A 13,634-nucleotide genomic window follows, 5' to 3' on the forward strand; every position below is an offset into this window, starting at 1 on the left:
CGACCGGCGGCTTTTTCTATGGCTGAAAGGCGGGAAGGCCGAGGGTTGCGGCGATGAAATCGGCGATCGCCAGCGTGTCGTCGAGGTCGAAGCGCGGCAGGGCGGTATCCGTGACGGGATGGTCGGCGGCGATCGCGCAGATATAGGGATCGGTGGGTGCCAGCGGTTCGCGCTTGGCGGCCTGCAGGCGGCGGGCCTCGATCTTCGGGATCTTCTCGTGCTTGTAGCCTTCGATCAGCACCAGGTCGCAAGGGGCGAGGCGGGCCAAGATCTCTTCAAAGGCGGGCTCAGGTTCGCCGCGCAGCTCGTGCATGATGGCATAGCGTGTACCTGAGACGATCGTTACCTCATGGGCGCCGGCCTGCCGGTGGCGGTAGCTGTCGGCGCCAACCTTGTCGATGTCGAAGTCATGATGGGCGTGTTTGATCGTCGAGATGCGATAGCCGCGGCGGGTGAATTCCTCGACGAGGCGCACGGCAAGCCCGGTTTTGCCGGAGTTCTTCCAGCCGGCGATGCCGAAGACCCGCGGGCCGCTCATGACGGCAGCGCCTGCAGCCAGCGCTCGGCCTCGATGAGATCGTCAGGGGTGTTGATGTTGAAAAAGGGATCGAGCATGGCGGCACGAGTCGGGCGGAGCGGAAATTGGACTTCCGCAACGTCATGACGTAACAGGAAGTCGCGGACGCGGCGCTTTTCGTCGGTGGCGATCCAGGATTCCAGGTCTGCCGCGAGCGCGACCGGCCACAGGCCGAAGACCGGGTGGCTGCGGCCTTCCGATGCGGCGATCGCGATCTTTTCCGGGTGAGCGAGCGCACTGACGAAATCCGCCACCAGTTCGGCCGGGAAGAACGGGCTGTCGATCGAGATGGTAACGACGTGGCTGACGCCTTTGAGCTTCGCCGCATAGGCCATGGCTGCGTGGATGCCTGCCATCGGTCCGGCCTTGCCGGGGATGATATCCGGAATGAAGGCAAGGCCGCATTGCGGTTCGCTGCCGGCGTTGACGGCAACCGACGAGACTTGAGGCGAGAGCCGCGATATCGCGTGGTCCAGCAGCGTGCGGCCGCCGAGATGGGCCGAGGCCTTGTCGGAGCCCATGCGCGAGGAGCGTCCACCGGCGAGGATGACGCCCGGAATATTGATCTTCTGCGGCGGGAAATCGGCCATGGTGGATCTCAGACTGGGCTTCTCGGTTCGGATTCCTGCGCCAGCGGTGCAACGCGGCGCTTGGCCTCACGATAGAACGTATAGAGGCCGGACGCGATGACGATCGCTGCACCCGTCAGCGTCCAGGCATCCGGCAGTTCGGAAAAGAACAGGAAACCGAGGAGGCCGGAAAAGATCAGGCTCGTGTAGCGGAAGGGCGCCACGAAGGAGACTTCGCCGGTCCGCATGGCCGTGATCACCGACTGGTAGCCGATCAGCACCAAAACTGAGGCCAGCAACAGATGGGACAGCGCTGTCCACGTCGTCGGATGCCAGCCGCCAAGCGGCGGCATCAAGAGGGCGCCGAAGAAGGCGACCGATATGGCGGTGACGACAGTCACCATCAGCGACGGAATTTCCGGATCGATCGAGCGTGTGGCAAGATCGCGTCCGGCTGTTGTCAAAACGCTGGCAACGCAGAGCAGGGCTGCCGGCGTAAAACCTTCCGGGCCGGGGCGGATGATGATCATCACCCCGATCAGGCCGACGAGGATCGCTGACCAGCGGCGCCAGCCGACCGGCTCGTTGAAGAACAGCGCTGCGCCGAAAGTGACCACCAGCGGCAGCGATTGCAGGATCGCCGAGGCATTGGCGATCGGCATCATTCCGAGCGCCGTGATGTATGTGACGGCAGCCAGCATTTCGCAGATGACGCGCAGGATGATGATCGGCTTCAGAATGATCGTCCAGGAGCGCAGGGCGCCCATCTTGCGGGCGATCAGATAAACCAGGACGCTGGTGAACAGGCCGCGGATGAACATGATCTGCCCGGCATTCATGTCACCGATCACCGATTTCGAGAGGGCGTCACTGGCCGAAAAACCGGCCATGGCCATGCTCATGAAAATGGCGCCCTGGGTATTGCGAGACCGCGGCATGCAAAGAGATTCCCGATAATGCTGAGGCCCTTTTAGAGGGGAAGAAGCGGGAATGAAATCGATTGCAAGTCACAGTCTGCATAAATCGATGGCGCAGTGCACAAAAGGGCAGCAGTCCGACCACGACGGCCGCTTGAACAAAAGCGGAGCGGTAGCGTTTCCCACATGAGCGAAAGCAGCACGTCGCCGGCTTTCGAAATTCAGGGAGATCATCATGCCGACCGAAATTCCAAACCCTGCCGAAACGCCCCGCGGCCCGACGCCGACACCCGGGATACCGGATCGCGTTCAGGAGAAGCCGTCGCTGACGCCGGCTCAGGATCCGGCCGACAACAAGAACCCCAACGACCCGACGCCGCCCAATCCGGCATTGCTGCCGATCGGCGATCCCGCGGGGGCGGCGTAGCGCAGGCGCTAACGCAAATTCCAGGAAGTCACCCGCCGGTGACGCTCATGTGGCGTGCGACGGCGGGTTTTTTATGGGTGCGATCGATGATGAAATCGTGGCCTTTGGGCTTGCGGGTGATGGCTTCGTCGATCGCCGCGTAGAGCAGGCCGTCATCTTCGGTGGCGCGTAACGCGGAGCGCAGGTCGGCGGCATCGTTTTGCCCGAGGCACATGTAGAGCGTGCCGGTGCAGGTCAGCCGGACGCGGTTGCAGCTCTCGCAGAAATTATGGGTCATCGGCGTGATGAATCCGAGGCGGCCGCCGGTTTCGCCGACGCTCACATAGCGCGCCGGGCCGCCCGTCTGGTAGCCGATATCGGTCAGCGTAAACTGCTTTTCCAGCGAAGCGCGCAGCTCCGAAAGCGGCAAATACTGGTCGGTACGATCCTCATCGATTTCGCCCATCGGCATCGTCTCGATCACCGTCAGGTCCATGCCGCGGCCATGGGCGAAGCGCAGCATGCCGGGGATTTCATGCTCGTTGAAATCCTTCAGCGCGACGGCGTTGAGCTTGATCTTCAGACCGGCCTTCTGCGCCGCATCGATGCCCTGCATGACCTTTTCCAGGTCGCCCCAGCGGGTGATCCTGTGGAACTTGTCCGGGTCGAGCGTATCGAGCGAGACATTGATGCGCCGTACGCCGCAATCATAGAGCTCCTCGGCATGACGGGCGAGCTGGGAGCCGTTGGTGGTCAGCGTCAGCTCCTCAAGGCCGGTGCCGACCTGCTTTCCGAGCGCGCGGATCAAAAACATGATGTTCTTGCGCACCAGCGGCTCGCCGCCCGTCAGGCGGATCTTGCGGACGCCCTTGGCGATGAAGGCGGAACAGAGCCGGTTGAGCTCTTCGAGCGAAAGCAGATCCTTCTTCGGAAGGAAGGTCATGTTCTCGGCCATGCAATAGGTGCAGCGGAAGTCGCAGCGGTCGGTGACGGACACACGCAGATAGCTGACGGCCCGTCCGAACGGGTCGATCATCGGGCTTGCATCCGCAACAAGCGGTGCAGCGCTTCCTATCGTGCCGACATTGCTGTTCACCAATACCTCCGCAATCATGTTAATGTGGTCATATGTGACTGTGTCGTCAAGGTAAACGGTGCAGGCACACGGTAGATTGAGCTTGCCAGAAAACGCCTCAATGCCTACTCAACGAATGCGAACGGAGTGCAGCAATGAGCGACATCTGGCCCACCGAACTCAGGGTTTCCAAAGACCGGCAGCGTCTTGCCGTGACGTTCAACGACGGGCAGAGCTTCGATCTCTCGGCCGAAATGCTGCGTGTTCTATCGCCTTCGGCGGAAGTGCAGGGGCATGGTCCCGGCCAGAAGCTCACCGTTCCCGGCAAGCGCAATGTGGCGATCATCGCCATGACGCCGACCGGAAACTATGCGGTGCGCATCGGCTTCGACGACATGCACGACACCGGCATCTTCACCTGGACCTATCTGCGGGAACTCGGCGAACGGGGTGTCGAGCTGTTTGCAGATTACGAGAAGGAACTGGCCGACAAGGGCATGAGCCGGGACGTGGCGGAACAGCCGCGCTGATTGACAACAGCCATAGGGGGCATGGATGGCGGGAACTGCGATGAGAAACTGGCTTCGGGCCAAGGGCAGCCCAGGTGGCAGCAAGGTCACCTTTCTGGAATTGTTCTTCGACCTTGTCTTCGTCTTCTCGATTTCGCAGCTCTCACACGCGCTTGCCGCCCACTACACACCGCTCGGTGCCGCTGAAGCGGCGCTGATGACATTTGCGGTCTGGTGGGTCTGGATCTTCACGGCTTGGGTGACCAACTGGCTAGACCCCGATAAAATGCCGGTGCGGGCGATGCTGATCGTCCTGATGCTGCTCGGCCTCGTTCTCTCTTCGTCGATCCCCGAAGCCTTCGGCGACAAGGGGTTGTTGTTTGCCGGCGCCTATGTGCTGATGCAGGTGGGGCGCTCGCTTTTCACCGTCTATGCGGTGCGGCATTCCAGTCATTCCAACTATCTGAATTTCACGCGCATCAGCATCTGGCTGGCGGTATCAGGTGTGTTCTGGATCGCCGGAGGCCTGCTCGAGCATGAGGCAAGACTGATCGCCTGGGTGATTGCGCTCGCCATCGAATATGCCGGTCCTGCGTCTGGTTTCTTCGTGCCGGGTCTTGGCAAATCGACCACCGCCGACTGGGATGTTTCCGGTGCGCATATGGCTGAGCGCTGCGCTCTGTTCATCATCATCTGCCTCGGCGAGGCCGTTCTCGTCTCGGGCCGCACATTCTCCGAAATGCCGTTCTCGCCGATGACCGGCCTCGTTCTGGTCACCAGCTTTGCATCAACCGTTGCCATGTGGTGGCTCTATTTCCGTTTCGGCCATGAGCGGGCGGCGCATCGGATCGAACACGAGGAGACGCCAGGAAGTCTGGCACGCCAGGCGTTCACCTATGCGCATATCCCGATTCTGGCTGGCATCATCGTCGATGCCGTGGCTGTGGAATTCATGTTCTCGCATCCGCACGAGGTTGGCGATATCGGCATTGCCGCTGCCGTGCTTGGCGGCGCCGGGTTGTTCCTGGCGGGAAATCTCTGGTTCAAGGGTGCCGTCAGCGGGCGAGCGCCGCTCTCGCATCTGGCAGGCATCGTCCTTCTGATCCTGCTGGCGTTTCTTTCGCCAGCCGTCGAGATCTACGTGATGGGGATACTGGCAGCACTGGTGCTCGTCATCGTCGCGGTCTGGGAGTACCGGTCGCTGGGTTCGGCGGCGCCCGCGCCGACGCTGCACTAGCGCTCAGTCGTCGTCTTTCAGGTCCTGCTGCAGCAATGTGATGATGCGTTCCATGGAGCCCGCCATGGCCATGCATTGCTCCAGCGGCTCGTCTGATAGCATGCGGTCAATTAGGTCGGTCTGGATCACCATGGCCTTTTCCGTCAGCGCGCGGCCGTCTTCCGTCAAATAGAGCCGCAGCACCCGCTTGTCGCGCTCGTCGCCGCGCCGCTCGATCAGGCCGCGCTTTTCCATCTGCGGCAGCAGCATGCTCATGTTGGAGCGGCCGACCAGCAGCTTGCGGGCCAGATCCTGCTGCGTCAGCCCTTCGAAGCGGTAGAGATTGATCAGGATATCGAGATGCGGTGTCTTGATATCGAGTTCGGCAAGCGAGCGGCCGAGCGATTGCTGCATCAGTTGGCAGGCGCGGGCAACGGCGATCCAGCTGCGAAAACGCGGATGATCCCAGGGAAGGGATTGATTTTTGTTCATCGTTGTACTTTATTGTTCAGTGTTGAACATTATTGGATTCCCACTATGGCAAACTTTGCGCTTGCGGTCACCCGCTTCGGATTTCGCGCGCTGCAGGCTCTTTCGCCCGATCTGGCGGGCGAGGCGGCCTTCCGCCTGTTCTGCCGTGCGCCCTCGCTGCGCCCGAAGGGAGCAAAGGCCAAGGCCGCACACGCCGCTGGATCCTTGTGGCTGAAAGATGCGGAGCGCATCGCGATCCGGCTTGCGAACGGCCGCTGCGCGAGAGCCTACAGGATCAATGGCGGCGCGCGCGGGCAGCGCAAGCGCTATCTCGTAACTCATGGCTGGGGATCGGGCATGGCCTATATGACCGATCTGATCGCAATGCTGGCCAAGGACGGTGCCGAGGTCATCGCGCTCGATTTCCCAGGACATGGTATCTCCGGCGGGCGCTTGCTGCATATGGGGATGGCAGTGGAGACGATTGCCGCAGCGCAGGATCGTTTCGGCCGCTTCGATGCCGCGATTGGCCATTCCTTCGGTGGCGCCGCTTTGATGGTATCGGCGACCGGCATCCTGCCGCAGATCCACAAACTGGAAGCGGAGAAGATCGTCACCATCGGCTCGCCAAGCGAGATGGCCTGGCTGTTTCATGATTTCGGCCGGATGATCGGCCTTGGCAGGCAGGCGCAGGCGGCCTTGGAGCGCAAGGTTCAGCGCGTAACAGGGCGCAAGCTCGCCGATTTCGATGTCGGCACTTCGGCTGGCCGTCTCGCAGTGCCGGTTCTTGCCGTCCATGCCGAAGACGACAAGGAAGTGAGCGCCCATCATGCGCGGCGCTATGCGGCGTCGGGAGCGAATGTCAGACTCTTCTGGGCCAACGGCTTCGGCCACCGCCGGATCATCGGCGCCGAACCGGTGCTGCAGGAGATCAAGTCGTTTGTTGATGCCGCGCCCGGCAAGAGCGATGCCGAGATCGTTTCTCTTTTCGAGCTTCCGGCGAGGCGCGCGTCATTGTAGCGTCATCTTAGGCGGCTAATGAAAGCCGTGAACCAGGATGGCAGGCGATCATGAAAATCATCAGGACCGTGGAAGAGCTCGCTGAGATCTACGCCGGTGGGCTGACGCAGGCTTCGGTTGCCAAGGTCACCAAGGTACTGACGCCGCTCTACCGGCAGATGATCGAGGCGTCGCCATTCGTGGCGCTGGCGACGGTTGGACCTGAGGGTCTCGACTGCTCACCGCGCGGCGACATTGGCGGCGTCGTCAGGATCGTCGACGAGAAGACCCTCCATCTTCCGGACTGGCGCGGCAACAATCGCGTCGATTCGCTTTCCAACATCGTTCGCGATCCGCGATTGGCGCTGATGTTTCTGGTGCCGGGATCGAACACGACGATGCGGATCAATGGCCGCGGCGTGGTCTCTGATGACGAGAGCCTGCTCGAAAGCTTCGAGATGGACGGCAGGCATCCGCGCACTGTCGTGGTGATCACCGTCGATGAAGTTTATTTCCAGTGCGCCAGGGCGCTGATGCGCTCGCAGATCTGGAACCCGGAAACCTTCGCTGATCCGGCAAGCCTGCCGACACCGGGCATGATGCTGAAGGCGGCGGCCGGCGATTTCGATTACGAAACCTATGACCGCGAATGGGCGGGACGCGCTGCGAAAACGATGTGGTAGCGCGTCACCGGATGGTGATGGTCAGGCCTTGTAGATCAGCCAGCTCTTGGTGAAGTCCTTCTGCATGCCATCCTCATAGAGGACGCTGCAGTTGCGGCCGGCGTGCTTGGCGCCGTAGAGGGCGATATCGGTCTTGTAATAGAGCTCTCCGGCGTCGTCGGCATGCGATGCCATGCAAACACCCATGGAGACCGTGACCGGGCCATAGTTGATCCGGGTGCGGGAGTTCTTGAACGGTGTCGCTTCAAGGGTGCGGCGGATCCGCTCTGCCATGCCCATGACCTCTTCCTGCGTGTTGCCGTCGATGATCAGGGCAAATTCTTCGCCGCCCGTGCGTGCCACGAAGATATCGCGGCGGACATTGGCGCGGATGACCGAGGCAACTGTGGCAAGGATCTTGTCGCCGACCGGGTGGCCGTAGGTGTCGTTGATCTTCTTGAAGTTGTCGATATCGGCCAGTACCAGAGCGGTCACAGGCTTCAGGGCGACGTTGTCGAAGACAGCGGCGAGCCGGTCGTCGAAGGCGCGGCGGTTGGACAGGCGGGTCAGCGAGTCGGTGTTGGCGATGCGCTTGTACTCGTCGAGTTCCTTGCGGACCTCATCCATTTCCTGCGAGCGCTGAGCGACATTCTCGACGGTACGTTCGCCGTGGGCCATGGTGTCGCCGGTTGCCTGGGTCAGCAGGGTGATGGCGTTTTCGAGGAGATCGACACTGGTGGTGTTCTTGGTGTTGATACGGCGGTAGGTTTCGCCGAGCAGCTTGTTGTAGCTCTCGAGAGAGGTCTGCTCCTGGCGCAGCACTCTGAGCAGTCCCTCAAGTTCGGCGGCGATGCGGGAATGGACATCGTCGAAGACGCGGGCGGGAGAGTGGGTGAAGTATTGCGAGCCGAGCTCGTCGAGTTCTTCCTGCGTCGCCTGTCCGCCGAGTGCCGCGAGATCGCGCGTCAGGGCCGGATTGGAACCGATATAGGCTTCGTAGAAGAGTTCGTAATTGCGCGGGATTGGCGCGACGCCCATAGAACGCATGGCAAAAGTGATCTGGCCTGCGACATCCGGGATCTGCGCTTTCTGCGCTGCAGCCGTATTCATCCGGCATACTCCTCAAGGAATTAGAAAAGCAATCTTCTATTGGTTAGCTTAAATTCGTTGGGAAACAATTAAGACGATATATACCAACGATTACATGTGATTATTCTGGTTGTATATTCCAGAAATACTATAGCATTGAAAAAACTCAGGAATCTGAGGGATGCTCACACCTGAGGCTGTCTTCCGGCTGTGGCCGGTTGAAAGTTTCCCGGAAAATCTCTGAAAAAATTTGCATAAGCGTGTTCTTATTTCATTGACGGTGGCGGCGACGGCGTCCGTCTTTTGTGAACGCGGCTTTGCCTGACCCTCAGCGAAATATCAAGGTTATTGCTTCCGGAGCCGCTTTGAGCGCTCCGGAAGCTAATGCGTGTGATCCCGGTATCAGCCGAGATTGAGTTCCTGGAAGAAGTCGTTGCCCTTGTCGTCGATAACGATGAAAGCAGGGAAGTCCTCGACCTCGATCTTCCAGACGGCTTCCATGCCGAGTTCCGGATATTCGAGAACCTCGACTTTCTTGATGCAGTCCTGTGCGAGGCGTGCTGCCGGGCCACCGATCGAGCCGAGATAGAAGCCCTGATGCTTCTTGCAGGCTTCGCGCACGGCGCGCGAGCGGTTGCCCTTGGCGAGCATCACCATCGAACCGCCAAAGGACTGGAACTGGTCGACATAGCTGTCCATGCGGCCCGCAGTCGTCGGACCGAACGAGCCGGAGGCATAGCCTGCCGGGGTCTTGGCCGGACCGGCGTAATAGACCGGATGGTTCTTCATATAGTCAGGCATGCCTTCGCCATTTTCCAGGCGCTCGCGGATTTTCGCGTGCGCAAGGTCGCGGGCAACAATGATGGTGCCAGTCAGCGACAGGCGGGTCTTGACCGGATGCTTTGAAAGCTCGGCGAGAATGCCGGCCATCGGCTGGTTGAGGTCGATGCGGACCATCGATTCCGACAGCTTCGTTTCGTCGATCTCCGGCATGTATTTCGAGGGATCGGTCTCGAGCTGTTCGACGAAGATACCGTCGCGGGTGATCTTGCCCTTCGCCTGGCGGTCGGCGGAACAGGAAACACCGAGACCGATCGGCAGCGAAGCGCCGTGGCGGGGCAGGCGGATGACGCGCACGTCATGACAGAAATACTTGCCGCCGAACTGGGCGCCGACGCCCATCTGCTGCGTCAGCTTGTGGATTTCCTTTTCCATCTCGATATCGCGGAAGGCGTGGCCGCTTTCCGAGCCCTCGGTCGGCAGGTCGTCGAGATAGCGCGTCGAGGCGAGCTTGACCGTCTTCAGGTTCATCTCGGCGGAAGTGCCGCCGATAACGATTGCCAGATGGTAGGGGGGACAGGCTGCCGTACCCAGCGTCAGGATCTTCTCCTTGAGGAAGTCCACCATCCGGTCATGCGTCAGCAGCGATGGCGTGCCCTGGTAGAGGAAGGTCTTGTTGGCGGAGCCGCCGCCCTTGGCGACGAAGAGGAAGTCGTAGCTGTCGGTGCCTTCTTCATAAATATCGATCTGGGCCGGCAGGTTGTTCCTGGTGTTCTTTTCCTCGAACATCTTGATCGGCGCCAGCTGCGAATAGCGCAGGTTCTTCTTTTCATAGGCGTCAAGCACGCCCCTGGAGAGCGCCGCGGTATCGCCGCCTTCAGTCCAGACGCGGCGGCCCTTCTTGCCCATGATGATGGCGGTGCCGGTATCCTGGCACATCGGCAACACGCCGCCGGCGGCGATATTGGCGTTCTTCAGCAGATCATAGGCAACGAAACGGTCGTTGTCGGTGGCCTCGGGATCATCGAGGATCGAGGCTAGCTGCTTCAGATGGCCGGGGCGGAGCAGGTGGTTGATGTCGGCAAAGGCGGTCTCGGCAAGCAGCCGGATGCCCTCTGGCTCGACCGCCAGGATCTCCTGACCCTTGAAGGTGTCGACCGAGACGTAGTCGCTGCTGATCTTGCGGTATTGCGTCGTGTCTTTGCCGAGCGGGAAGAGATCGTCAGCCATTGGAAACCTTTCGAATGGGCTAGTTTGGAAGCGATCTAAATCCGGGCGCGGCGAAATGCAATGCGCTGAAGAAGGGTCTTGGTTCCGTCGCGGCAAAAAGCCCGCCCGGCAGAGCCGGACGGGCCTCGATCCGAAGGAGTCAGATCAGATTAGAATGCACGCTGCAGGCGGAAGAAGCCCGTAACGCCGGTGTAGCTTGCGCCAACCGTAGAGGTGTCAGAGTCGTGATCGACGTAGGTGACTGCGAGCTTCGCTGCCAGATTCTGAACGACCTGATAGTCGAGCGTTACGCCTGCGCGCCACTCGCTACCACCGTCAAATTCCTGCTCGCCAGCCAGGCCGGTAACATCGACATTGCCGGTGTACTGGAAGCCAGGGGTGATCGTGAACTTGTCGGTCGCCTTGATGGCGTACTGGGCCGCAACAGTCCATTCGCCCTTGGTGAAGTAGGCGCTAGGACCATCGGCCCAGATCGCTGCGATGCCGAGCGTGCCGGGGCCGATGTCGGCACCGATCTTGCCGCGAACGGCGAAGTTGTCAGCATCGACGTCGTAGCCAGCGAGAACTTCGTAGGTGAAGCTGCCGGCCTTGCCGCCGATTGCAGCGTCGATACCGAGGTCGTTGCCGCCAGTTTCCCAAGCGAAGCCGTTACCGCCGAGTTCTTCGAGCGCGACGCCAGCGTAGAAGCCGTTGGCTTCGTACTGGTAACGGGCCGTGTTGAAGCTCGTGGTGCCGGAGTTGGTGATGTCGAATTCGCCCGAGAAGTCGTTATCCCACCAGTTGACAAACTTACCGACGCGCAGGCCAGCGATGTCGATGTAGGCGGTGTCGAGAACGGTTGCGTTCTGAGCGCCGCTTGGGCTCAGAGCGCCGTCCTTGATTGACGGGCCACGATAGTTGGCCTGGTAAACGATAACGCCGGTGAGCGGGCCGTATTCGGTATCGCTCTTGGCAGTGAACTGAACCTGACCGCGGGTACGGACGTTCCAGTCTTCGCCGCCCTTGCCGGTGGCCGGATTGTCGGTGCCGTCGCCAAACGCGAAGTTGACGTCGAAACGGATGTAGCCGTTGATCTTCAGGCAGGTTTCGGTGCCCGGGATGTAGAAGTAGCCGGTGCCGTAGGCGTCGCAGACGCGAACGTATTCGACGGCTTCCGGTTCTGCAGCGACGATGGCGTCTGCGGCGTGAGCGCCGGAAACTGCTGCGAGAGCTGCAGCGGAGCCAAGGAGAAGGCTCTTGATGTTCATGGATAACCTCCAATTCAAAGTTTCGATTGGGCTGGGATTTTTTGCCAACGGCATTCCCTTTCCCGGCCCTTGTTTTTGAGAAGAAGGTGGCATGCCCCCAACTTCGAGGCGGTGGGTACAGGGCGAACGAAACGTCAAAATTACAAGTTTGTCACAACGGGTGGTAAAGTATCGATGTTGCGTATTTGTCACGCGTATGTATATATAAACTCCAACGTACTGTAATATACTGAACTATAGGTAATATATTACATAATCATAATGAATCCTTATGTTGAATTTATATTTTATAATATATTGTAATTACATTTCTATATTCGAATCTTAATCTTATTTTTCGAAGTCACGGCGCTTTTATACGTCCGTCATGGAGCGGCGCTAGAGGTTCGCCCCGGGCAAACCCAAGGCCCGTTTATGCCGGGAAAAACGGCGAAAGGCTCGCGAAGTGACCTCCGCGAGCCTTTCTTGTTCAACAGGCTTTGCTTGCTCGGCCTTACTTTGGTCCGATCATCTGCTCCGGCCGGACGACCGAATCATACTGTTCCGAGGTCACCAGCCCGCTGGCGAGCGCTTCTTCCTTCAAGGTCGTGCCGTTCTTGTGAGCCGTCTTGGCGATCTTGGCCGCGTTGTCGTAGCCGATTGTCGGGGCAAGGGCGGTCACCAGCATCAGGGAGCGCTCGAGGCCTGCCTTGATGTTGTCTTCGCGGGCTTCGATGCCGACGACGCAATTGTCGGTAAAGGAGATCGCGGCATCGCCAAGCAGCTGGACCGATTGCAGGAAGTTATAGGCCATCATCGGATTGTAGACGTTGAGTTCGAAATGGCCCTGGCTGCCGGCGAAGGTGAGGGCGGCATTGTTGCCGAAGACCTGGGCGCAGACCTGGGTCAGCGCTTCGCACTGGGTCGGGTTGACCTTGCCTGGCATGATTGACGAGCCGGGTTCGTTTTCCGGCAGCGCCAGTTCGCCGAGACCGGCGCGCGGGCCGGAGCCGAGGAGGCGGATGTCGTTGGCAATCTTGAAGAGCGCTGCAGCTGCGGCATTGATAGCGCCATGGCTGAAGACCATGCTGTCATGCGATGCCAGCGCCTCGAACTTGTTGGGTGCCGTTACGAAAGGCATATCGGTGATCTTGGCGATCTCCTCGGCAACCGCTTCGGCAAAGCCGACCGGCGCATTGAGGCCGGTGCCGACGGCCGTGCCGCCTTGTGCGAGCTCGCAGAGGCCGGGAAGCGTCATCTCGATGCGCTTGATCGCCGAACCCACCTGTGCAGCATAGCCCGAGAATTCCTGTCCCAGCGTCAGCGGCGTGGCGTCCTGCGTATGCGTGCGGCCGATCTTGATGATGTGATTGAACTCGACCACCTTCATGTCGAGAGCGGCGTGCAGATGCTTGAGGGCGGGCAGTAGATGATGAGCGAGCTGTTCGGCGCAGGCGATATGCATCGCCGTCGGATAGGTGTCGTTCGACGACTGACTCATATTGACGTGATCGTTCGGATGAACAGGCTTTTTCGAGCCCATCACGCCACCCAGCATTTCGATGGCGCGGTTGGAGATCGCTTCGTTGGCATTCATGTTCGACTGCGTGCCGGAGCCCGTCTGCCACACGACGAGCGGGAAGTGGTCGTTGAGCTTGCCGTCGATGACCTCCTGCGCCGCCACTGAAATCGCCTTGCCGATCTCAGGGTCGAGCTGGCCGAGTTCGACGTTGACGCGCGCGGCCGCCTGCTTGACGATACCGAGTGCGCGGACGATCGACAGCGGCTGCTTTTCCCAGCCGATTTTGAAGTTGCCGAGCGAGCGCTGGGCCTGTGCGCCCCAATAGCGGTCGCTCGCAACTTCGATCGGGCCAAAGGTATCTGTTTCGGTACGGGTCGTGCTCATCG

The 13,634-nt window shown here is 60.3% G+C and carries 14 protein-coding genes; 5 read left to right on the forward strand and 9 right to left on the reverse strand.

Annotated features, from left to right (window positions below; all coding sequences use genetic code 11):
• Nucleotides 1–16 precede the first annotated feature (16 nt).
• The 3 genes from mobB to AC1DJO_RS02805 are packed head-to-tail and all read right to left on the reverse strand — an operon-like array spanning nucleotide 17 to nucleotide 2,084.
• Nucleotides 17–538 carry a molybdopterin-guanine dinucleotide biosynthesis protein B gene (mobB, locus tag AC1DJO_RS02795; protein ID WP_112387185.1) on the reverse strand — a complete coding sequence of 174 codons (522 nt, stop codon included), beginning with the start codon at nucleotides 536–538 and terminating at the stop codon, nucleotides 17–19.
• Nucleotides 535–1,167, reverse strand: a complete 633-nt coding sequence (gene mobA, locus AC1DJO_RS02800) for a molybdenum cofactor guanylyltransferase MobA (protein ID WP_477968929.1) — start codon at nucleotides 1,165–1,167, stop codon at nucleotides 535–537. Before mobA ends, mobB begins: the two co-directional genes overlap by 4 nt.
• Nucleotides 1,168–1,175: 8 nt before the next feature.
• Nucleotides 1,176–2,084 (reverse strand): DMT family transporter, encoded by a 909-nt coding sequence (locus AC1DJO_RS02805; RefSeq protein ID WP_112539287.1) that lies wholly within the window; start codon nucleotides 2,082–2,084, stop codon nucleotides 1,176–1,178.
• A 214-nt stretch (nucleotides 2,085–2,298) separates the two neighbouring features.
• On the opposite strand from AC1DJO_RS02805, the gene AC1DJO_RS02810 reads away from it, so the two are divergent.
• Complete coding sequence (locus tag AC1DJO_RS02810) at nucleotides 2,299–2,490, forward strand: hypothetical protein (RefSeq protein WP_477968931.1); 192 nt, start codon at nucleotides 2,299–2,301, stop codon at nucleotides 2,488–2,490.
• A 28-nt stretch (nucleotides 2,491–2,518) separates the two neighbouring features.
• On the opposite strand, the gene moaA is transcribed toward AC1DJO_RS02810, so the two are convergent.
• Entirely contained in the window at nucleotides 2,519–3,565 is a 1,047-nt protein-coding gene (moaA, locus tag AC1DJO_RS02815) for a GTP 3',8-cyclase MoaA (RefSeq protein ID WP_477968933.1), read from the reverse strand.
• A 134-nt stretch (nucleotides 3,566–3,699) separates the two neighbouring features.
• On the opposite strand from moaA, the gene AC1DJO_RS02820 reads away from it, so the two are divergent.
• Both AC1DJO_RS02820 and AC1DJO_RS02825 read left to right on the forward strand, forming a co-directional pair.
• On the forward strand, nucleotides 3,700–4,074 hold the full coding sequence (locus tag AC1DJO_RS02820) for a gamma-butyrobetaine hydroxylase family protein (protein ID WP_477968935.1): 375 nt from the start codon (nucleotides 3,700–3,702) through the stop codon (nucleotides 4,072–4,074).
• 25 nt (nucleotides 4,075–4,099) lie between these two features.
• Nucleotides 4,100–5,290, forward strand: coding sequence for a low temperature requirement protein A (locus AC1DJO_RS02825; protein WP_477968937.1), 1,191 nt, complete (start codon nucleotides 4,100–4,102; stop codon nucleotides 5,288–5,290).
• A gap of 3 nt (nucleotides 5,291–5,293) precedes the next feature.
• Here AC1DJO_RS02825 and AC1DJO_RS02830 read toward each other — a convergent pair whose 3' ends face one another.
• Nucleotides 5,294–5,761, reverse strand: a complete 468-nt coding sequence (locus AC1DJO_RS02830) for a MarR family winged helix-turn-helix transcriptional regulator (RefSeq protein ID WP_477968939.1) — start codon at nucleotides 5,759–5,761, stop codon at nucleotides 5,294–5,296.
• Nucleotides 5,762–5,806: 45 nt separating this feature from the next.
• Between AC1DJO_RS02830 and AC1DJO_RS02835 the strand changes: the two genes are divergently transcribed.
• Nucleotides 5,807–6,760: an alpha/beta hydrolase gene (locus AC1DJO_RS02835; RefSeq protein WP_477968941.1), complete on the forward strand. Its 954-nt coding sequence runs from the start codon at nucleotides 5,807–5,809 to the stop codon at nucleotides 6,758–6,760.
• Between the two features lie 50 nt (nucleotides 6,761–6,810).
• The gene (locus tag AC1DJO_RS02840) at nucleotides 6,811–7,422 is read left to right on the forward strand and encodes a pyridoxamine 5'-phosphate oxidase family protein (protein ID WP_477968943.1); all 612 of its coding nucleotides are present in this window, start codon (nucleotides 6,811–6,813) and stop codon (nucleotides 7,420–7,422) included.
• A 21-nt stretch (nucleotides 7,423–7,443) separates the two neighbouring features.
• Here the strand turns inward: AC1DJO_RS02840 and AC1DJO_RS02845 are convergent, their stop codons facing one another.
• The 4 genes from AC1DJO_RS02845 to fumC all read right to left on the reverse strand — a co-directional run bounded on the left by AC1DJO_RS02845 (nucleotide 7,444) and on the right by fumC (nucleotide 13,632).
• Entirely contained in the window at nucleotides 7,444–8,511 is a 1,068-nt protein-coding gene (locus AC1DJO_RS02845; protein ID WP_112387195.1) for a GGDEF domain-containing protein, read from the reverse strand.
• A 381-nt stretch (nucleotides 8,512–8,892) separates the two neighbouring features.
• A complete protein-coding gene (locus AC1DJO_RS02850) occupies nucleotides 8,893–10,500 on the reverse strand; it encodes a fumarate hydratase (protein ID WP_477968945.1) in 1,608 nt (535 codons plus the stop codon).
• A 149-nt stretch (nucleotides 10,501–10,649) separates the two neighbouring features.
• The gene (locus tag AC1DJO_RS02855) at nucleotides 10,650–11,747 is read right to left on the reverse strand and encodes a porin (RefSeq protein WP_112539281.1); all 1,098 of its coding nucleotides are present in this window, start codon (nucleotides 11,745–11,747) and stop codon (nucleotides 10,650–10,652) included.
• Between the two features lie 493 nt (nucleotides 11,748–12,240).
• Entirely contained in the window at nucleotides 12,241–13,632 is a 1,392-nt protein-coding gene (fumC, locus tag AC1DJO_RS02860) for a class II fumarate hydratase (RefSeq protein WP_477968947.1), read from the reverse strand.
• Between the last annotated feature and the right edge of the window lie 2 nt (nucleotides 13,633–13,634).

Source organism: Rhizobium sp. 05N430, from assembly GCF_056396985.1.

What these genes read in the sequence shown, in the direction of transcription:
- mobB (WP_112387185.1), bottom strand. Translation starts at nt 538, where the DNA reads ATGAGCGGCCCGCGGGTCTTCGGCATCGCCGGCTGGAAGAACTCCGGC.
- mobA (WP_477968929.1), bottom strand. Translation starts at nt 1,167, where the DNA reads ATGGCCGATTTCCCGCCGCAGAAGATCAATATTCCGGGCGTCATCCTC.
- AC1DJO_RS02805 (WP_112539287.1), bottom strand. Translation starts at nt 2,084, where the DNA reads ATGCCGCGGTCTCGCAATACCCAGGGCGCCATTTTCATGAGCATGGCC.
- AC1DJO_RS02810 (WP_477968931.1), top strand. Translation starts at nt 2,299, where the DNA reads ATGCCGACCGAAATTCCAAACCCTGCCGAAACGCCCCGCGGCCCGACG.
- AC1DJO_RS02820 (WP_477968935.1), top strand. Translation starts at nt 3,700, where the DNA reads ATGAGCGACATCTGGCCCACCGAACTCAGGGTTTCCAAAGACCGGCAG.
- AC1DJO_RS02825 (WP_477968937.1), top strand. Translation starts at nt 4,100, where the DNA reads ATGGCGGGAACTGCGATGAGAAACTGGCTTCGGGCCAAGGGCAGCCCA.
- AC1DJO_RS02830 (WP_477968939.1), bottom strand. Translation starts at nt 5,761, where the DNA reads ATGAACAAAAATCAATCCCTTCCCTGGGATCATCCGCGTTTTCGCAGC.
- AC1DJO_RS02835 (WP_477968941.1), top strand. Translation starts at nt 5,807, where the DNA reads ATGGCAAACTTTGCGCTTGCGGTCACCCGCTTCGGATTTCGCGCGCTG.
- AC1DJO_RS02840 (WP_477968943.1), top strand. Translation starts at nt 6,811, where the DNA reads ATGAAAATCATCAGGACCGTGGAAGAGCTCGCTGAGATCTACGCCGGT.
- AC1DJO_RS02845 (WP_112387195.1), bottom strand. Translation starts at nt 8,511, where the DNA reads ATGAATACGGCTGCAGCGCAGAAAGCGCAGATCCCGGATGTCGCAGGC.
- AC1DJO_RS02850 (WP_477968945.1), bottom strand. Translation starts at nt 10,500, where the DNA reads ATGGCTGACGATCTCTTCCCGCTCGGCAAAGACACGACGCAATACCGC.
- AC1DJO_RS02855 (WP_112539281.1), bottom strand. Translation starts at nt 11,747, where the DNA reads ATGAACATCAAGAGCCTTCTCCTTGGCTCCGCTGCAGCTCTCGCAGCA.
- fumC (WP_477968947.1), bottom strand. Translation starts at nt 13,632, where the DNA reads ATGAGCACGACCCGTACCGAAACAGATACCTTTGGCCCGATCGAAGTT.